The organism is Enterobacter ludwigii, from assembly GCF_001750725.1.
Classification (GTDB): Bacteria; Pseudomonadota; Gammaproteobacteria; order Enterobacterales; family Enterobacteriaceae; genus Enterobacter; species Enterobacter ludwigii.
The window spans coordinates 3,465,884-3,485,754 of the sequence record NZ_CP017279.1 but is presented as its reverse complement, the minus strand read 5'-3'; the positions used below and the strand labels follow the sequence as shown (position 1 = coordinate 3,485,754).

The 19,871-nt window shown below is 53.9% G+C and carries 13 protein-coding genes, 2 tRNA genes and 3 rRNA genes; 9 read left to right on the top strand and 9 right to left on the bottom strand.

The genetic code is table 11. The annotated features are described in order from the left end of the window. Positions 1-63: 63 nt before the first annotated feature. On the bottom strand, positions 64-1,707 hold the full coding sequence (gene groL, locus BH714_RS16390; RefSeq protein ID WP_014168284.1) for a chaperonin GroEL: 1,644 nt from the start codon (positions 1,705-1,707) through the stop codon (positions 64-66). A 32-nt stretch (positions 1,708-1,739) separates the two neighbouring features. Then, the gene (locus BH714_RS16385) at positions 1,740-2,033 is read right to left on the bottom strand and encodes a co-chaperone GroES (RefSeq protein ID WP_003855929.1); all 294 of its coding nucleotides are present in this window, start codon (positions 2,031-2,033) and stop codon (positions 1,740-1,742) included. Positions 2,034-2,211: 178 nt separating this feature from the next. Here BH714_RS16385 and yjeH point away from each other — a divergent pair, with 178 nt between their 5' ends. Beyond that, positions 2,212-3,450, top strand: coding sequence for an L-methionine/branched-chain amino acid transporter (gene yjeH / locus BH714_RS16380; RefSeq protein WP_040018443.1), 1,239 nt, complete (start codon positions 2,212-2,214; stop codon positions 3,448-3,450). Positions 3,451-3,492: 42 nt separating this feature from the next. On the opposite strand, the gene BH714_RS16375 is transcribed toward yjeH, so the two are convergent. Beyond that, positions 3,493-3,957, bottom strand: a complete 465-nt coding sequence (locus BH714_RS16375) for an FxsA family protein (RefSeq protein ID WP_020882967.1) — start codon at positions 3,955-3,957, stop codon at positions 3,493-3,495. A gap of 335 nt (positions 3,958-4,292) precedes the next feature. On the opposite strand from BH714_RS16375, the gene aspA reads away from it, so the two are divergent. The 6 genes from aspA to BH714_RS16345 all read left to right on the top strand — a co-directional run bounded on the left by aspA (position 4,293) and on the right by BH714_RS16345 (position 10,090). Continuing rightward, positions 4,293-5,729 (top strand): aspartate ammonia-lyase, encoded by a 1,437-nt coding sequence (aspA, locus tag BH714_RS16370; RefSeq protein WP_020882968.1) that lies wholly within the window; start codon positions 4,293-4,295, stop codon positions 5,727-5,729. Between the two features lie 116 nt (positions 5,730-5,845). Then, on the top strand, positions 5,846-7,147 hold the full coding sequence (locus BH714_RS16365) for an anaerobic C4-dicarboxylate transporter (protein ID WP_006178930.1): 1,302 nt from the start codon (positions 5,846-5,848) through the stop codon (positions 7,145-7,147). A gap of 113 nt (positions 7,148-7,260) precedes the next feature. Next, on the top strand, positions 7,261-7,584 hold the full coding sequence (gene cutA, locus BH714_RS16360; protein ID WP_014168278.1) for a divalent cation tolerance protein CutA: 324 nt from the start codon (positions 7,261-7,263) through the stop codon (positions 7,582-7,584). Beyond that, a complete protein-coding gene (locus tag BH714_RS16355) occupies positions 7,560-9,263 on the top strand; it encodes a protein-disulfide reductase DsbD (protein ID WP_040018439.1) in 1,704 nt (567 codons plus the stop codon). The genes cutA and BH714_RS16355 overlap by 25 nt, the downstream gene beginning before the upstream one ends. 49 nt (positions 9,264-9,312) lie before the next feature. Continuing rightward, positions 9,313-9,888, top strand: coding sequence for a transcriptional regulator (locus BH714_RS16350; RefSeq protein WP_020882970.1), 576 nt, complete (start codon positions 9,313-9,315; stop codon positions 9,886-9,888). Positions 9,889-10,014: 126 nt separating this feature from the next. Continuing rightward, positions 10,015-10,090: transfer RNA gene (locus tag BH714_RS16345), tRNA-Phe, on the top strand. A gap of 315 nt (positions 10,091-10,405) precedes the next feature. Here the strand turns inward: BH714_RS16345 and rrf are convergent. The 4 genes from rrf to BH714_RS16325 form a co-directional block, all read right to left on the bottom strand. Next, positions 10,406-10,521 (bottom strand): 5S ribosomal RNA (rrf, locus tag BH714_RS16340). A gap of 63 nt (positions 10,522-10,584) precedes the next feature. Next, positions 10,585-13,491: ribosomal RNA gene (locus BH714_RS16335) — 23S ribosomal RNA — on the bottom strand. 192 nt (positions 13,492-13,683) lie between these two features. Beyond that, positions 13,684-13,759: transfer RNA gene (locus BH714_RS16330), tRNA-Glu, on the bottom strand. 85 nt (positions 13,760-13,844) lie between these two features. Next, positions 13,845-15,384: ribosomal RNA gene (locus BH714_RS16325) — 16S ribosomal RNA — on the bottom strand. Together the 16S, 23S and 5S rRNA genes with 1 tRNA gene alongside form the textbook arrangement of a ribosomal RNA operon. A gap of 563 nt (positions 15,385-15,947) precedes the next feature. Between BH714_RS16325 and purH the strand changes: the two genes are divergently transcribed. Together purH and purD are read left to right on the top strand one after the other, a co-directional pair. Next, a complete protein-coding gene (gene purH, locus BH714_RS16320; protein WP_040018438.1) occupies positions 15,948-17,537 on the top strand; it encodes a bifunctional phosphoribosylaminoimidazolecarboxamide formyltransferase/IMP cyclohydrolase in 1,590 nt (529 codons plus the stop codon). A gap of 15 nt (positions 17,538-17,552) precedes the next feature. Then, complete coding sequence (purD, locus tag BH714_RS16315) at positions 17,553-18,845, top strand: phosphoribosylamine--glycine ligase (protein ID WP_032679369.1); 1,293 nt, start codon at positions 17,553-17,555, stop codon at positions 18,843-18,845. 43 nt (positions 18,846-18,888) lie between these two features. On the opposite strand, the gene BH714_RS16310 is transcribed toward purD, so the two are convergent. Together BH714_RS16310 and hupA are read right to left on the bottom strand one after the other, a co-directional pair. Next, a complete protein-coding gene (locus BH714_RS16310) occupies positions 18,889-19,581 on the bottom strand; it encodes a DUF1481 domain-containing protein (protein ID WP_040018437.1) in 693 nt (230 codons plus the stop codon). Positions 19,582-19,592: 11 nt separating this feature from the next. Beyond that, on the bottom strand, positions 19,593-19,865 hold the full coding sequence (hupA, locus tag BH714_RS16305; protein ID WP_002445246.1) for a nucleoid-associated protein HU-alpha: 273 nt from the start codon (positions 19,863-19,865) through the stop codon (positions 19,593-19,595). Between the last annotated feature and the right edge of the window lie 6 nt (positions 19,866-19,871).

Sequence of the window (19,871 nt, the reverse complement as noted above, 5' to 3'; positions counted from 1 at the left end):
AAGAAAAACCCCCGAGCATTTCTGCCCGGGGGTTTTTCTCATTCTAAGCGGTAAAGCGCACGATTACATCATGCCGCCCATACCACCCATGCCGCCCATACCCGCAGCACCTAAGTCAGGTGCGTCGCCTTTAGGCATGTCGGTCACCATGCACTCGGTAGTGATCATCAGACCCGCTACAGAGGCCGCGTACTGCAGTGCAGAACGGGTCACTTTGGTTGGATCCAGGATACCGAAGTCGATCATGTTGCCGTATTCTTCAGTTGCAGCGTTGTAACCGTAGTTACCTTCGCCCGCTTTCACCATGTTCGCAACCACGGATGGCTCTTCACCGGCGTTGGAAACGATCTGACGCAGTGGTGCTTCCATTGCGCGCAGCGCAACTTTGATACCCACGTTCTGATCTTCGTTCTGAGCAGTCAGGCCAGCCAGTTTAGCGGCAACACGCACCAGCGCGACACCACCACCAGCTACCACGCCTTCTTCTACTGCTGCACGGGTCGCGTGCAGAGCATCGTCAACGCGTGCTTTCTTCTCTTTCATTTCAACTTCAGTTGCCGCGCCCACTTTGATTACTGCCACGCCGCCTGCCAGTTTCGCTACGCGCTCCTGCAGTTTTTCACGGTCGTAATCAGAGGTTGCTTCTTCAATCTGCTTACGGATCTGAGCAACACGGCCCTGAATAGCCGCTTCTTCACCCACGCCATCGATGATGGTGGTGGTGTCTTTGTTGATCACAACGCGTTTAGCCTGGCCCAGGTCTTCCAGGGTCGCTTTTTCCAGCTCCATACCGATCTCTTCAGAGATTACGGTACCGCCAGTCAGGGTAGCGATATCCTGCAGCATCGCTTTACGGCGGTCGCCGAAGCCAGGTGCTTTAACCGCAGCCACTTTCACGATGCCACGCATGGTGTTAACCACCAGGGTCGCCAGTGCTTCACCTTCAACGTCTTCAGCAATGATAACCAGCGGCTTGCCTGCTTTCGCAACGGCTTCCAGCACTGGCAGCATTTCACGGATGTTGGAGATTTTCTTATCAGCCAGCAGGATGAATGGGCTTTCCAGCTCAACAGCGCCCGTTTCTGGCTTGTTGATGAAGTATGGGGACAGGTAACCGCGGTCGAACTGCATACCTTCAACCACGTCCAGTTCGTCTTCCAGACCGGTACCGTCTTCAACGGTGATCACGCCTTCTTTACCGACTTTGTCCATCGCTTCCGCGATCAGTTTACCTACGGTTTCGTCGGAGTTAGCGGAGATAGTACCAACCTGAGCAATCGCTTTAGAGTCGGAGCATGGAACGGACAGCGCTTTCAGCTCTTCAACCGCCGCAGTAACCGCTTTGTCGATACCGCGCTTCAGATCCATTGGGTTCATACCCGCAGCAACGGCTTTCAGACCTTCGGTGATGATAGCCTGTGCCAGTACGGTTGCGGTGGTGGTACCGTCGCCTGCAGCGTCGTTCGCTTTAGAGGCAACTTCTTTCACCATCTGCGCGCCCATGTTTTCGAACTTGTCTTCCAGCTCGATTTCACGTGCTACTGAAACACCGTCTTTAGTGATGGTTGGCGCGCCGAAGGATTTATCCAGCACTACATTACGGCCTTTCGGGCCCAGGGTCACTTTAACTGCATCTGCCAGTACGTTTACGCCGCGGAGCATTTTTACACGAGCGTCGTTACCGAATTTTACGTCTTTAGCTGCCATGTTCTTATTTCCTCAAATTCTCGTGCGTAAAATTACGCTTCAACAATTGCCAGAATGTCGCTTTCGGACATGATCAACACTTCTTCATTGTCGATCTTCTCGGATTTCACGCCGTAGCCATCGTTGAAAATTACGATGTCACCAACTTTAACGTCCAGTGGCTGCACAGTTCCGTTTTCCAGAATGCGGCCCTTACCGACAGCGATGATTTCGCCACGCGTTGATTTTGCTGCTGCAGAACCAGTCAGAACGATGCCGCCAGCAGACTTGGTTTCAACTTCTTTACGTTTGACGATCACACGATCATGTAACGGACGAATACTCATTGATAGCTCTCCTTTGAGAAAGTCATTATCAGTTATGGATGACGCCGGTCCGCACGCGGTTTTCCGACTAGTGCCCTGAGAGATGGGGATAGCTTTTTCCCCCTTCAAGGGGCAGACGAAAAAAAATTTGCGAAAGTGTTACCATCGCCTCTCTTTTGATCGTGGCAGGGCGATGTCAATGAGTGGACTAAAACAGGAGTTGGGACTGGCGCAGGGCGTGGGTCTGCTGTCGACCTCCTTGTTAGGTACGGGTGTGTTTGCGGTACCCGCGCTGGCAGCTCTGGTGGCCGGCAATAATAGCCTGTGGGCGTGGCCAGTGCTGATTGTGCTGGTGTTTCCGGTCGCGGTCGTGTTTGCCATCCTCGGACGGCATTTCCCCAGCGCGGGCGGCGTAGCGCACTTTGTCGGTATGGCGTTTGGTCCGCGACTGGAGCGGGTCACCGGCTGGCTGTTTCTTTCTGTTATTCCGGTCGGTCTACCGGCAGCGTTGCATATCGCGACCGGTTTTGGCCAGGCGCTGTTTGGCTGGCATAACGAGCAACTGCTGCTGGCCGAGCTGGGTACGCTGGCCATCGTCTGGTGGGTCGGCTCACGGGGTGCCAGCTCGAGTGCCAACCTGCAAACCGTCGTTGCAATACTGATTGTGGCCCTCATTGTCGCCATCTGGTGGAAAGGGGATATTACGCTGAAGGAGATCCCCTTCCCCGCGGTAAGTGAGGTCAACCATTCGCAGCTGTTCGCTGCGCTATCGGTAATGTTCTGGTGTTTTGTCGGGCTGGAGGCGTTCGCCCATCTGGCCTCTGAGTTTAAACAACCGGAACGGGATTTCCCGCGCGCCCTGATGATTGGCCTGCTGTTAGCAGGTACCGTTTACTGGGCCTGTACCGTGCTGGTACTGCATTTCAACGCGTTCGCCGCGGATAAAGCGGCCGCTGCCTCGCTGCCGGGCATTGTGGTGCAACTGTTTGGTCTGAAAGCGCTGTGGGTCGCCTGTGTTATTGGCTATCTGGCTTGTTTCGCCAGCCTCAATATCTACATCCAGAGCTTTGCGCGTCTGGTGTGGTCGCAGGCGCTTGATAAACCAGAGAGCCGCCTTGCGCACCTGTCTAAACGTCAGCTGCCGTTGAATGCGCTTAATACCGTGCTGGGCTGCTGCGTCTTGAGTTCGCTATGTATTTACGGGCTGAATATCAATCTTGATGCCCTGATCGTGTACGCCAACGGGATTTTCATCATGATCTACCTGCTGTGCATGCTGGCGGGTTGTCGTCTGCTGAAAGGTCGCTATAAAGCGCTGGCAGTGGTTGGTGGCGTGCTTTGCCTGCTGTTGATGGCGATGGTGGGGTGGAAAAGCCTGTATGCGATTAGCATGCTGGCGGGGCTGTGGCTGTTTTTACCGAAACGCGGCACCCTGTAAAACAACGCCCGGTAGCGATTCGCTTACCGGGCCTGGCCTCTTTTACCGATCGTCTTTATGGTCTAAACGGTCGCGCTGTTCATCTTTACGCTGATACTCCCCTTCGAAAGTATCCCCCGGCCCTGTACTGAATCCACCGCCCGGCATACGGCTAAAACGCAGATGCGGCAGTAGCTTCATGGTCAGGTGTTTTTGCACCGGTGGCAGAAGCAGCAGCAGGCCGAGGAAGTCGGTGAAGAACCCCGGCAGGATCAGCAGCAAGCCAGCAATAATCAGCGAGACGCTTTTGATCATCTCTGCGGCCGGGCTTTCGCCTGCGGCCATCTTCTGCTGCATTATCAGGAAATTTTTGAAACCCTGATTACGCACCAGCGACATGCCGATCACCGAAGTGAAAATCACCAGAATCAGCGTTAACAGGACACCCAGTACATGGGCGACCTGGATAAAAATTGAAATCTCGATGTAAACATAGAGAAAGAAAGCAATAAATGGTACCCAGCGCACTGGCATCTCCTGTGTGGCAGGTGCCCTCAGGCCCCTGTCTGAATGTGTTCGCGAAACGCGTCTGTAAGAAATGGTGACGGTTAGCCAAAATTCAATCGGTTTGCACGGATATTTTTTCTGGAAATTTTAAAGCGGTGACTCATTTCACAGATTAATAATTATCATGGAATCGGGTCGATAATAAGTGATCCAGATTACGGCAATTCGCTATCATCAGCATATGATCTCGAACATCTGGCTGATTGAGGGAATAATCGTCGGTCAGAAAATATTCAAAACCACATAAATACTGTGTGTTTAGTACAATCCATCGGCAGCTTGAAAAGAAGGTTCACATGTTAAACAACATTCGTATCGAAGAAGACTTGTTGGGTACCAGGGAAGTTCCAGCGGATGCCTACTATGGTGTTCACACTCTGAGAGCGATTGAAAACTTCTACATCAGCAACAACAAAATCAGCGACATCCCTGAATTTGTACGTGGCATGGTGATGGTGAAAAAAGCCGCAGCACTGGCCAATAAAGAGCTGCAAACCATTCCGAAAAGCGCGGCAAATGCGATTATCGCTGCCTGCGATGAAGTGCTGAACAACGGCAAATGCATGGATCAGTTCCCGGTCGATGTCTATCAGGGCGGCGCGGGCACCTCCGTTAACATGAACACCAACGAAGTACTGGCAAACATCGGCCTGGAGCTGATGGGTCATCAGAAAGGTGAATACCAGTATTTGAATCCGAACGACCACGTTAATAAATGTCAGTCCACTAACGACGCCTACCCAACCGGCTTCCGTATCGCGGTGTATGCCTCCGTGGTGAAACTGGTGGACGCCATTAATCAGCTGGGTGATGGCTTCCAGCGCAAAGCCGTTGAGTTCCAGGACATCCTGAAAATGGGTCGTACCCAGCTGCAGGACGCGGTTCCGATGACCCTCGGTCAGGAATTCCACGCGTTTAACGTGCTGCTTAACGAAGAAACTAAAAACCTGCTGCGCACCTCCGAGCTGCTGCTGGAAGTGAACCTGGGCGCAACCGCCATCGGCACACGTCTGAATACGCCGGACGGTTACCAGCAGCTGGCGGTACAGAAGCTGGCTGAAGTCTCTAACCTGCCGGTTGTGCCTGCGGAAGATCTGATTGAAGCCACCTCCGACTGCGGCGCGTACGTTATGGTTCACAGCGCCCTGAAACGTCTGGCGGTGAAACTCTCCAAAATCTGTAATGACCTGCGCTTGCTCTCTTCCGGTCCGCGCGCTGGCCTGAATGAAATCAACCTGCCAGAGCTGCAGGCCGGTTCGTCCATCATGCCGGCGAAAGTGAACCCGGTAGTGCCAGAAGTGGTGAACCAGGTCTGCTTTAAAGTCATCGGTAACGATACAACCGTGACCATGGCCTCTGAAGCTGGCCAGCTGCAGCTGAACGTCATGGAGCCGGTCATCGGCCAGGCAATGTTTGAATCCATCCACATTCTGACCAACGCCTGCTATAACCTGCTGGAGAAATGCGTTAACGGCATCACCGCAAACAAAGAAGTTTGTGAAGGGTATGTCTACAACTCCATCGGCATCGTCACCTACCTCAACCCGTTCATCGGCCACCATAACGGCGACATCGTCGGTAAGATTTGCGCCGAAACAGGTAAGAGCGTGCGTGAAGTCGTTCTGGAGCGTGGACTGTTGACCGAAGCCGAGCTGGACGATATCTTCTCGGCCCAGAACCTGATGCACCCGGCATACAAAGCGAAACGATATACCGATGAAAGCGAACAGTAGCAGTTCAGGCTAGGCTTCCTTAAGGCACGTCACTTGTGACGTGCCTTTTTTCTTTATAGGCGTTACCAAAATACAACAATTCAATATCAACTTGTTAATAAGCAAGGCAGGTCCTTATGTTTGGAGCAGAACTCGTCATCGTCCTGTTGGCGATTTATTTGGGAGCAAGACTCGGGGGTATCGGCATTGGTTTTGCCGGCGGTCTCGGGGTGCTCGTACTTACCCTTATCTTTCAGATTAAACCCGGCGCAATCCCTTTTGACGTTATCGAAATCATCATGGCGGTTATTGCCGCTATCGCAGCCATGCAGGTGGCAGGCGGTATGGACTACCTGGTGAGCCTGGCGGAGCGTATGTTACGCCGCCATCCAAAATACATTACCTTCCTTGCCCCGCTGGTGACGTGGTTTATGACCATTCTCGCCGGTACTGGCCACACCGCCTTCTCCACGCTGCCGGTCATTACCGAAGTGGCGAAAGAGCAGGGCATCCGTCCGTCTCGTCCACTCTCGATTGCCGTGGTCGCGTCCCAGATTGCGATTACCGCATCACCTATCTCCGCTGCGGTGGTCTTCTTCGCCGGTATCCTTGAGCCTATGGGCGTGAGTTACCTGACGCTGCTGGCCATCTGTATTCCGGTGACGCTGATTGCAGTGATGATCACCGCCGTGCTGTGTAACTTCCTCGGCGCCGAACTGAAAGACGATCCGGTTTATCAGGAGCGTCTGGCAAAAGGTGAAGTGAAACTGCGTGGTAGCCAGGTCTTCGAACTGAAGCCGCATGCAAAACGCTCTGTCTTGCTGTTCCTGATCGGTATCGTTGCGGTCATGTTCTACGCAACCGCCATCAGTGACACCGTGGGTCTGATCCAAAACCCGGTCCTGCCGCGTAACGAAGCGATTGTGGTATTCATGCTGACTATCGCTACGCTGATCAGCATCACCTGTAAAATCGACACCAGCGAAGTGCTCAACGCCAGCACCTTTAAATCCGGTATGAGCGCCTGCGTGTGTGTACTGGGTGTGGCCTGGCTTGGTGATACCTTCGTGAAAGCTCACATCAGCGATATCCAGACCGTTGCGGGCGACCTGCTGCACAACTATCCGTGGCTCCTGGCTGTGGTGCTGTTCTTTGCCGCAACCCTGCTTTACTCTCAGGCGGCCACCACCAAAGCCCTGATGCCTGCGGCGCTGATGCTGGGTGTTACCCCGCTGACGGCTATTGCCTCGTTTGCTGCCGTTTCTGCACTGTTCGTTTTACCCACCTACCCAACCCTGCTGGCGGCGGTTGAGATGGATGACACTGGCTCGACTCGCATCGGTAAGTACGTGTTTAACCATGCGTTCCTGATCCCGGGCGTGGTGGCTATCTCGCTGTGCGTGATCCTCGGCTTTATCATTGGCGGCATCGTGCTGTAAACAATGATGGGTTGTAAAAATAGTTAAAAACGGGCCGCTCTGCGGCCCGTTTCATTAATGACCAATAGCCTTGCGTGATATAGTGAAGACTTTCGTGATGAGGAGGTCGACTTGTGAACACGCCTGATGCTGTTGTTGTCCTTTGTACCGCCCCTGATGAAGCCTCTGCCCAGGATCTCGCCGCCAAAGTGCTGGCCGAAAAACTGGCAGCCTGCGTGACGCTCCTTCCTGGCGCCACCTCCCTTTACTACTGGGAAGGTAAACTGGAGCAGGAGTACGAAGTCCAGATGTTGCTCAAAACCAATCTGGCGAACCAGCAGGCACTCCTGGACTGCCTCAAATCTCATCATCCTTATCAAACCCCCGAACTGCTGGTATTGCCAGTGGTCCACGGCGACAACGATTATCTCTCATGGCTCAACGCTTCCTTACGCTGATCCTGCTGCTGTGCAGCACATCAGTTTTTGCCGGGTTATTTGACGCTCCCGGCCGTTCGAACGTTATTTCTGCCGACCAGGCATTTGTTTTCGATTTTCAACAAGATCAGCATGACCTGAATCTTACCTGGCAGATAAAAGAGGGGTATTACCTCTATCGCAAGCAGGTCAGCATCACGCCTGCTCAGGCAAAGGTAGGCCCACTTCAGATGCCTGCGGGCGAGTGGCATGAAGACGAGTTTTTCGGCAAAAGTGAAATCTATCGCCAGCGGTTAAGCGTGCCCGTGGCGGTCAATCAGGCCGATAAAGGCGCCACCGTGACCGTCACGTATCAGGGCTGTGCCGACGCGGGCTTCTGCTATCCGCCGGAAACCAAAGTCATTCCGCTGAGCGAAGTTAAAGCGGCCGACAGTATGCCTGCGCCTCCCGCAGATGAGAGCGCCGGAATGAAGGACGACGGTCACACAGCACTGCCCTTCTCCGCCTTGTGGGCTTTACTGATTGGTATCGGCATCGCCTTCACGCCGTGCGTGCTGCCCATGTATCCGCTTATCTCCGGGATTGTCCTCGGCGGCAAGCAACGTCTTTCAACCACACGCGCCCTGCTGCTGGCCTTTATCTACGTGCAGGGTATGGCGTTGACCTACACCGCACTGGGCCTCGTGGTTGCTGCTGCCGGACTGCAGTTCCAGGCTGCACTTCAGCACCCTTATGTGCTGGCTGGCCTGTCGATCGTATTTATTCTGCTGGCGCTGTCGATGTTTGGTTTGTTCAGCTTACAGCTGCCGTCCGCGTTGCAGACTCGCTTAACGCTGATGAGTAACCGTCAGCAGGGTGGCTCCCCGGGCGGCGTGTTCGTGATGGGTGCCATCGCCGGGTTGATTTGCTCACCGTGCACTACCGCGCCACTGAGCGCAATCCTGCTGTATATTGCCCAGAGCGGTAACATGTGGCTCGGCGGTGGTACGTTGTATCTCTACGCGCTGGGAATGGGTCTGCCATTGATTCTGGTAACGGTATTTGGCAACCGTCTGCTGCCCAAGAGCGGCCCGTGGATGGAGACGGTGAAAACCGCGTTTGGTTTTGTCATTCTGGCGCTGCCGGTGTTCTTGCTCGAGCGTATTATCGGCGACGTCTGGGGGATGCGCCTGTGGGCAATGCTCGGTGTTGCCTTCTTCTGTTGGGCGTTTATCACAAGCCTGGCAGCGAAAAAGCCGTGGATGCGTCTGGTGCAAATCCTCCTGCTCGCCGCCGCGCTGGTGAGCGTACGGCCACTGCAGGACTGGGCATTTGGCACACCCGCGGGACAAACGCAGACGCATTTGAACTTCATCCAGATAAAGAACGTGGATGAACTCAACAGCGCGCTGGCACAGGCGAAAGGCAAACCGGTCATGCTGGATCTGTATGCGGACTGGTGTGTCGCCTGTAAAGAATTTGAAAAGTACACGTTTAGCGATCCGCAGGTGCAAAGTGCACTGAAAGAGACGGTTCTGCTCCAGGCGAACGTCACCGCCAACAGTACAGCGGATAAGGCACTGCTGAAGCAACTTAACGTGCTGGGTCTGCCAACCATTCTGTTCTTCAATGAACAGGGCCAGGAGCAGCCCGCACAGCGTGTAACCGGGTTTATGGACGCGACGGCATTCAGCGCGCATTTGCGCAATCGCCAACCGTAAACAACACTTGAAACGGGACAAACCGTTGGGAATAACGGAGGAGATAACCGTGCAACGCGAAGACGTACTGGGACAAGCCCTGCAATTACTTGAGATTCAAGGGATCGCCAGCACCACGCTTGAGATGGTAGCCGACCGTATTGATTATCCTCTGGATGAACTCATGCGCTTCTGGCCGGATAAAGAGGCGCTGCTTTACGATGCCCTGCGTTATCTCAGCCAGCAGGTTGATGTCTGGCGCAGACAGCTGATGTTAAATGAAGAACTGACTGCGGAGCAAAAGCTGCTGGCGCGTTATACCGCCCTGAGTGAATGCGTAAGCAACAACCGTTATCCGGGTTGCCTGTTTATTGCCGCCTGCACCTTTTACCCTGACCCCGGCCATCCTATCCATCAACTGGCGGATCAGCAAAAGCGGGCGGCGCATGATTTCACGCACGAACTGCTGACCACGCTCGAAGTGGATGACCCGGCGATGGTCGCTAAGCAGATGGAGCTGGTACTGGAAGGTTGCCTGAGCCGCATGCTGGTAAACCGTAGCCAGGCCGATGTGGATACAGCACACCGTCTGGCCGAAGATATCCTGCGTTTTGCGCAGTGTCGTATGGGTGGTGCGCTGACGTAATCTGTCTGAAGAATTTGACCTGTTCGGCGCGTAAACCGTCAGATTGCCGCAAAGTTAAGCAGTTGAACGGCTTTTCCCGAAATAGTGTTGACGATCAGGCGCGATTGCGGTTTAATGCGCTCCGTTGCCCGGATAGCTCAGTCGGTAGAGCAGGGGATTGAAAATCCCCGTGTCCTTGGTTCGATTCCGAGTCCGGGCACCACTATTTAAAGAACCCAGCCTATGGCTGGGTTTTTGCTTTTCTGCGTCTGATGAACTCTCCTGTAACCACTCTCTGGTCACATCCTCGTAAACCTGTTCCTGCAGTATTTCATGGCGCTTAAAGTGGTCCTGTGCACGCTAAATTCCGTACTGATCTGAAGTGTTTGGGGGATCCTGAAGGGAGATGATGGTGTTTGGGGTTACCGTATCGTGGCTTCGCCTTGTCTGGCGGCACTCTTTGGGGAATTCAGATGTGTATTTCGCGCCCCAAAGCAAAAAACCCCGCACCATACGGTACGGGGTTCTTTTAATTGATGCCTGGCAGTTCCCTACTCTCACATGGGGAGACCCCACACTACCATCGGCGCTACGGCGTTTCACTTCTGAGTTCGGCATGGGGTCAGGTGGGACCACCGCGCTAAAGCCGCCAGGCAAATTCTGTTATCTGTATCAGCTGAAAATCGTCTCTCATCGCCAAAACATCTTCGGCGTTGTAAGGTTAAGCCTCACGGTTCATTAGTATCGGTTAGCTCAACGCATCGCTGCGCTTACACACCCGACCTATCAACGTCGTAGTCTTCAACGTTCCTTCAGGAGACTTAAAGTCTCAGGGAGAACTCATCTCGGGGCAAGTTTCGTGCTTAGATGCTTTCAGCACTTATCTCTTCCGCATTTAGCTACCGGGCAGTGCCATTGGCATGACAACCCGAACACCAGTGATGCGTCCACTCCGGTCCTCTCGTACTAGGAGCAGCCCCCCTCAATTCTCCAGCGCCCACGGCAGATAGGGACCGAACTGTCTCACGACGTTCTAAACCCAGCTCGCGTACCACTTTAAATGGCGAACAGCCATACCCTTGGGACCTACTTCAGCCCCAGGATGTGATGAGCCGACATCGAGGTGCCAAACACCGCCGTCGATATGAACTCTTGGGCGGTATCAGCCTGTTATCCCCGGAGTACCTTTTATCCGTTGAGCGATGGCCCTTCCATTCAGAACCACCGGATCACTATGACCTGCTTTCGCACCTGCTCGAGCCGTCACTCTCGCAGTCAAGCTAGCTTATGCCATTGCACTAACCTCCTGATGTCCGACCAGGATTAGCTAACCTTCGTGCTCCTCCGTTACTCTTTGGGAGGAGACCGCCCCAGTCAAACTACCCACCAGACACTGTCCGCAACCCGGATTACGGGTCTACGTTAGAACACCAGCCATTAAAGGGTGGTATTTCAAGGTTGGCTCCACGCAGACTGGCGTCCACGCTTCAAAGCCTCCCACCTATCCTACACATCAAGGACCAGTGTTCAGTGTCAAGCTATAGTAAAGGTTCACGGGGTCTTTCCGTCTTGCCGCGGGTACACTGCATCTTCACAGCGAGTTCAATTTCACTGAGTCTCGGGTGGAGACAGCCTGGCCATCATTACGCCATTCGTGCAGGTCGGAACTTACCCGACAAGGAATTTCGCTACCTTAGGACCGTTATAGTTACGGCCGCCGTTTACCGGGGCTTCGATCAAGAGCTTCGCGTTACCGCTAACCCCATCAATTAACCTTCCGGCACCGGGCAGGCGTCACACCGTATACGTCCACTTTCGTGTTTGCACAGTGCTGTGTTTTTAATAAACAGTTGCAGCCAGCTGGTATCTTCGACTGATTTCAGCTCCACCCGCAGGGGCTTCACCTACATATCAGCGTGCCTTCTCCCGAAGTTACGGCACCATTTTGCCTAGTTCCTTCACCCGAGTTCTCTCAAGCGCCTTGGTATTCTCTACCTGACCACCTGTGTCGGTTTGGGGTACGATTTGATGTTACCTGATGCTTAGAGGCTTTTCCTGGAAGCAGGGCATTTGTTACTTCAGCACCGTAGTGCCTCGTCATCACACCTCAGCGTTAACAAGGAACCGGATTTACCTGGAACCTCCGCCTACATGCTTAAACCGGGACAACCGTCGCCCGGCTAACATAGCCTTCTCCGTCCCCCCTTCGCAGTAACACCAAGTACAGGAATATTAACCTGTTTCCCATCGACTACGCCTTTCGGCCTCGCCTTAGGGGTCGACTCACCCTGCCCCGATTAACGTTGGACAGGAACCCTTGGTCTTCCGGCGAGCGGGCTTTTCACCCGCTTTATCGTTACTTATGTCAGCATTCGCACTTCTGATACCTCCAGCACCCCTCACAGGACACCTTCAACGGCTTACAGAACGCTCCCCTACCCAACAACGCATAAGCGTCGCTGCCGCAGCTTCGGTGCATGGTTTAGCCCCGTTACATCTTCCGCGCAGGCCGACTCGACCAGTGAGCTATTACGCTTTCTTTAAATGATGGCTGCTTCTAAGCCAACATCCTGGCTGTCTGTGCCTTCCCACATCGTTTCCCACTTAACCATGACTTTGGGACCTTAGCTGGCGGTCTGGGTTGTTTCCCTCTTCACGACGGACGTTAGCACCCGCCGTGTGTCTCCCGTGATAACATTCTTCGGTATTCGTAGTTTGCATCGGGTTGGTAAGCCGGGATGGCCCCCTAGCCGAAACAGTGCTCTACCCCCGAAGATGAGTTCACGAGGCGCTACCTAAATAGCTTTCGGGGAGAACCAGCTATCTCCCGGTTTGATTGGCCTTTCACCCCCAGCCACAAGTCATCCGCTAATTTTTCAACATTAGTCGGTTCGGTCCTCCAGTTAGTGTTACCCAACCTTCAACCTGCCCATGGCTAGATCACCGGGTTTCGGGTCTATACCCTGCAACTTAACGCCCAGTTAAGACTCGGTTTCCCTTCGGCTCCCCTATACGGTTAACCTTGCTACAGAATATAAGTCGCTGACCCATTATACAAAAGGTACGCAGTCACCCCATAAAAGAGGCTCCCACTGCTTGTACGTACACGGTTTCAGGTTCTTTTTCACTCCCCTCGCCGGGGTTCTTTTCGCCTTTCCCTCACGGTACTGGTTCACTATCGGTCAGTCAGGAGTATTTAGCCTTGGAGGATGGTCCCCCCATATTCAGACAGGATACCACGTGTCCCGCCCTACTCTTCGAGTTCACAGCCTGTGTGCTTTCGTGTACGGGACTTTCACCCTGTACCGTGCGACTTTCCAGACGCTTCCACTAACACACAAGCTGATTCAGACTCTGGGCTGCTCCCCGTTCGCTCGCCGCTACTGGGGGAATCTCGGTTGATTTCTTTTCCTCGGGGTACTTAGATGTTTCAGTTCCCCCGGTTCGCCTCGTTAACCTATGTATTCAGTTAACGATAGTGTGTCGGAACACACTGGGTTTCCCCATTCGGACATCGCCGGGTCAAAGGTTCATATCACCTCGCCGGCGCTTTTCGCAGATTAGCACGTCCTTCATCGCCTCTGACTGCCAGGGCATCCACCGTGTACGCTTAGTCGCTTAACCTCACAACCCGAAGATGTTTCTTTCGATTCATCACCGGTTTGCGAAAATTTGAGAGACTCGAACACACATAACATGTGTGTCGTTTCAATTTTCAGCTTGATCCAGATTTTTAAAGAGCAAATATCTCAAACGTCACCCGAAGATGAGTTTTGAGATATGTCGGCAGGTGACTTTCACTCACGAACCAGCAAGTGGCGTCCCCTAGGGGATTCGAACCCCTGTTACCGCCGTGAAAGGGCGGTGTCCTGGGCCTCTAGACGAAGGGGACACTGAAGTCTCAATCGCAAGACGCCTTGCTATTTACTTTTCATCAGACAATCTGTGTGGACACTACAAAGGCAGGTTCTTTAAGGTAAGGAGGTGATCCAACCGCAGGTTCCCCTACGGTTACCTTGTTACGACTTCACCCCAGTCATGAATCACAAAGTGGTAAGCGCCCTCCCGAAGGTTAAGCTACCTACTTCTTTTGCAACCCACTCCCATGGTGTGACGGGCGGTGTGTACAAGGCCCGGGAACGTATTCACCGTAGCATTCTGATCTACGATTACTAGCGATTCCGACTTCATGGAGTCGAGTTGCAGACTCCAATCCGGACTACGACGCACTTTATGAGATCCGCTTGCTCTCGCGAGTTCGCTTCTCTTTGTATGCGCCATTGTAGCACGTGTGTAGCCCTACTCGTAAGGGCCATGATGACTTGACGTCATCCCCACCTTCCTCCAGTTTATCACTGGCAGTCTCCTTTGAGTTCCCGGCCGGACCGCTGGCAACAAAGGATAAGGGTTGCGCTCGTTGCGGGACTTAACCCAACATTTCACAACACGAGCTGACGACAGCCATGCAGCACCTGTCTCAGAGTTCCCGAAGGCACCAAAGCATCTCTGCTAAGTTCTCTGGATGTCAAGAGTAGGTAAGGTTCTTCGCGTTGCATCGAATTAAACCACATGCTCCACCGCTTGTGCGGGCCCCCGTCAATTCATTTGAGTTTTAACCTTGCGGCCGTACTCCCCAGGCGGTCGACTTAACGCGTTAGCTCCGGAAGCCACGCCTCAAGGGCACAACCTCCAAGTCGACATCGTTTACGGCGTGGACTACCAGGGTATCTAATCCTGTTTGCTCCCCACGCTTTCGCACCTGAGCGTCAGTCTTTGTCCAGGGGGCCGCCTTCGCCACCGGTATTCCTCCAGATCTCTACGCATTTCACCGCTACACCTGGAATTCTACCCCCCTCTACAAGACTCTAGCCTGCCAGTTTCGAATGCAGTTCCCAGGTTGAGCCCGGGGATTTCACATCCGACTTGACAGACCGCCTGCGTGCGCTTTACGCCCAGTAATTCCGATTAACGCTTGCACCCTCCGTATTACCGCGGCTGCTGGCACGGAGTTAGCCGGTGCTTCTTCTGCGGGTAACGTCAATTGCTGCGGTTATTAACCACAACACCTTCCTCCCCGCTGAAAGTACTTTACAACCCGAAGGCCTTCTTCATACACGCGGCATGGCTGCATCAGGCTTGCGCCCATTGTGCAATATTCCCCACTGCTGCCTCCCGTAGGAGTCTGGACCGTGTCTCAGTTCCAGTGTGGCTGGTCATCCTCTCAGACCAGCTAGGGATCGTCGCCTAGGTGAGCCGTTACCCCACCTACTAGCTAATCCCATCTGGGCACATCTGATGGCAAGAGGCCCGAAGGTCCCCCTCTTTGGTCTTGCGACGTTATGCGGTATTAGCTACCGTTTCCAGTAGTTATCCCCCTCCATCAGGCAGTTTCCCAGACATTACTCACCCGTCCGCCACTCGTCACCCGAGAGCAAGCTCTCTGTGCTACCGTTCGACTTGCATGTGTTAGGCCTGCCGCCAGCGTTCAATCTGAGCCATGATCAAACTCTTCAATTTAAGTTTGATGCTCGTGAATTAAACTTCGTAATGAATTACGTATGTTCACTCAGAGACTTTGGTATTCATTTAGTGTCCGAAGACATTAAGAATCCATGTCACTTTGAGTGCCCACACAGATTGTCTGATAAATTGTTAAAGAGCAGTTGCGACGCGGCTTACAGCTCACCGTCGCGAGGTGGCGTATATTACGCTTTCCTCTTTCAGAGTCAACCCTGAAGTTCAGGATTTTTTCTCTTCAACCGACCGGGTTATCTGTGAAGTGATTCACATCCGCCGTGTCGATGGAGGCGCATTATAGGGAGTTCTCTGCAGGCCGCAACCGCTAAATGACAGAAAAATGACTGACTGCTGCATTCCCCAGCAAAACCCCGCCTTATACCCTTTTACACACAGACTTATCCACAGGGATGCGAAAAAGTGAAAATTCGCGAGCGTTGCGCAAACGTTTTCGTTAAAATGCTCGCGCTTAACAAGGATGCCTCGTCAGGTGTGTTAGATGAGTTTTTCGCTGGAAAATTCATCTAACGCTCTCTGTAATCGTGAAATCCAGGGGATTTACCATGCAACAACGTCGTCCAGTCCGCCGCGCTCTGCTCAGTGTTTCTGATAAAGCCGGTATCGTCGAATTCGCTCAGGCACTTTCTGCACGCGGTGTGGAGCTGCTTTCTACAGGTGGTACCGCTCGCCTGTTAGCAGAGAAAGGTCTGCCGGTAACCGAAGTGTCCGATTACACCGGTTTTCCGGAAATGATGGATGGACGCGTCAAGACCCTGCACCCGAAGGTCCACGGCGGTATTCTTGGTCGTCGCGGCCAGGACGACGGCATTATGGAAAAGCATGATATCGCGCCAATCGACATGGTCGTCGTTAACCTCTACCCGTTCGCACAGACCGTTGCCCGCGAAGGCTGCTCTCTGGAAGACGCCGTCGAAAACATTGATATCGGCGGCCCAACCATGGTGCGCTCAGCGGCTAAGAACCATAAAGATGTTGCCATCGTGGTGAAGAGCAGCGACTACAACACCATTATTAATGAGATGGATGCCAACGAAGGGTCGCTGACGCTGGAGACGCGTTTCGACCTCGCCATCAAAGCATTCGAGCACACCGCCGCGTACGACAGCATGATCGCCAACTACTTCGGTAGCCTGGTGCCTGCTTATCATGGCGAAAGCACTGAACCTTCCGGCCGCTTCCCGCGTACGCTGAACCTGAACTTCATTAAGAAGCAGGATATGCGTTACGGTGAGAACAGCCACCAGCAGGCTGCCTTCTATATAGAAGAAGAGGTAAAAGAAGCCTCTGTTGCGACCGCACAGCAGGTTCAGGGCAAGGCACTCTCCTATAACAACATCGCTGACACCGATGCAGCGCTCGAGTGCGTGAAAGCGTTCAGTGAACCCGCCTGCGTAATCGTGAAGCACGCGAACCCATGTGGCGTAGCGGTAAGCACCTCCATTCTCGACGCCTATGATCGCGCGTATAAAACCGACCCAACCTCTGCATTCGGCGGCATTATCGCCTTCAACCGCGAGCTGGACGCTGACACAGCACAGGCCATCATCTCCCGTCAGTTTGTCGAAGTGATCATCGCTCCTTCTGCATCCGACGAAGCCCTGAAAATCACCGCGGCAAAACAGAACGTGCGCGTACTGGTGTGCGGCCAGTGGGCTGAGCGCGTACCGGGTCTGGACTTCAAACGCGTGAACGGCGGTCTGCTGGTTCAGGATCGCGATCTGGGCATGGTCACCGCGGGCGATCTGCGCGTCGTGACGAAACGCCAGCCTACCGAGCAGGAACTGCGTGACGCGCTGTTCTGCTGGAAGGTTGCGAAGTTCGTGAAATCCAACGCGATTGTCTATGCAAAAGAGAACATGACCATCGGAATAGGCGCAGGCCAGATGAGCCGCGTTTACTCCGCGAAAATTGCGGGTATCAAAGCAGCCGATGAAGGTCTGGAAGTGAAAGGCTCGGCAATGGCCTCTGACGCCTTCTTCCCGTTCCGTGACGGTATCGACGCTGCTGCGGCAGTGGGCATTACCTGTGTTATCCAGCCTGGCGGCTCAATCCGTGACGACGAAGTCATTGCCGCTGCTGACGAACACGGTATTACGATGATCTTCACCGACATGCGTCACTTCCGCCATTAATCCACGGAGCAGAAAATGAAAGTATTAGTCATTGGTAATGGCGGGCGCGAGCACGCTCTGGCGTGGAAAGCGGCCCAGTCGCCGCAGGTGAAAACCGTCTTTGTGGCACCGGGTAATGCCGGTACTGCGCTGGAACCCACGTTACAGAACGTCGCTATCGGCGTGACCGATATCCCGGCCCTGTTGAGCTTTGCTCAGCAGGAGAAAATCGATCTGACCATCGTGGGTCCGGAAGCGCCGCTGGTGATTGGCGTCGTTGACGCCTTCCGGGCTGCTGGCCTGCAAATCTTCGGCCCAACGGAAGGGGCTGCACAGCTGGAAGGTTCGAAAGCCTTCACCAAAGATTTCCTTGCACGTCATAACATCCCGACGGCGGAATATCAGAATTTCACCGAAGTAGAGCCAGCCCTGGCTTACTTACGTGAAAAAGGTGCGCCTATCGTTATCAAAGCCGACGGTCTGGCCGCCGGTAAAGGCGTTATCGTGGCGATGACACTCGAGGAAGCCGAAGCCGCGGTTCAGGATATGCTGGCAGGCAACGCCTTTGGCGATGCGGGCCATCGCATCGTGATTGAAGAGTTCCTTGACGGTGAAGAGGCGAGCTTTATCGTGATGGTCGACGGCGAGCATGTTCTGCCGATGGCCACCAGCCAGGATCATAAACGCGTTGGCAATGCAGATACCGGGCCGAACACCGGCGGTATGGGCGCTTACTCCCCTGCCCCTGTGGTCACTGACGAAGTGCATCAGCGCACCATGGACCGCATTATCTGGCCAACCGTCAAAGGCATGGCTGCTGAAGGTAATACTTACACCGGTTTCCTCTATGCAGGCCTGATGATCGACAAGCAGGGCAATCCGAAGGTGATTGAGTTCAACTGCCGCTTCGGCGATCCGGAAACACAGCCAATCATGCTGCGCATGAAATCTGACCTGGTGGAACTGTGTCTTGCCGCCTGTGAAGGTAAGCTGGATGAGAAAACGTCTGAGTGGGATGAACGTGCTTCTCTGGGCGTGGTGATTGCTGCAGGCGGTTATCCGGGCAATTACAATACCGGTGATGAGATCCACGGTTTACCGCTGGAAGAATTGGAAGGCGCGAAGGTATTCCACGCCGGCACGAAGCTGTCTGACGACGATCGCGTGCTGACCAATGGCGGCCGTGTACTGTGTGCGACCGCGCTGGGTCACACCGTTGCAGAAGCACAGAAGCGTGCCTATGCGCTGATGGCAGATATTCACTGGAACGGTAGCTTTAGCCGCCAGGATATCGGCTATCGCGCAATTGCGCGTGAGCAGGGCGAGTAATTCTTCAGCCAGCCCCTCTCCCGTCAGGGAGAGGGGACGTCACTCAAAAACTCTTTTCTGTCGGCTGCCAGGTGCAGAAGTCTTCGTTCGCGACCAGCAGCAGTTGAGAACCTTCCGGCGCTTCCAGCCACGCCACACTCACTTCCATGGATGAATGCCGCTGACGGCGCTCAATATGTTCGGTTGCCCAGGCTTCAAGCTCAGGCTTAACGGTTTGCCCTTCGCAGGTTGTTACCGTGCCATCGGCATGCCAGCGCCCCTGGCGCAGCACAACGCGTCCCTGACGCAGCGCATCGCTGGTCTGGCGGATTTGTTCGGCACGATAACGATAGAGTGCGACTTGATCGCTGGAAAGCTGCTGTTTTTGACCGCTGACTTCCCGCTGCATAAAGCTCAGCTCGCCATGGTCATCAAAACGCACTTTCACATGTTCGGGGGTCTTGCTGTAGACATTCAGTTCTATCAGCGACAGGTCATCGCCCTGCCAGCGATACTCCGCGGTCGACGTATTGCCGTTATGCCACGGACTGAAAGCAGAAAGCAGATGCACTTCGCCGCCAGAATCTTTGCGCCAGATCCTCACCGCACCCTGGTTGTCAGCGTAGCCGCTGGCGGTAAACGGTGGCAGAGAGGTGTCGTGGCTACAGGCGGACAGAAACATCACGCTCGCCAGCGCGAAGAGACCACGCCAGACAGACAAAAGGGGCGTTGCCGCCCCTTCGTTAAAACTGTTCACTGCCACGCGTCTTACTTAACAGCGTCTTTCAGTGCTTTACCAGAAACAAATGCCGGCACGTTAGCTGCGGCGATTTTGATTTCTTTACCGGTCTGCGGGTTGCGGCCAGTACGCTCAGCGCGGTGGTTCACTTTGAAGGTACCGAAACCAACCAGTTGTACAGCATCACCTTCTTTCAGAGACTCAGTAATAGCAGCCAGGGTAGATTCCAGAGCAGCTTTAGCCTGCACTTTAGACAGATCAGCCTTGTCCGCAATTACATCAATCAGTTGAGTCTTGTTCATAAGTTA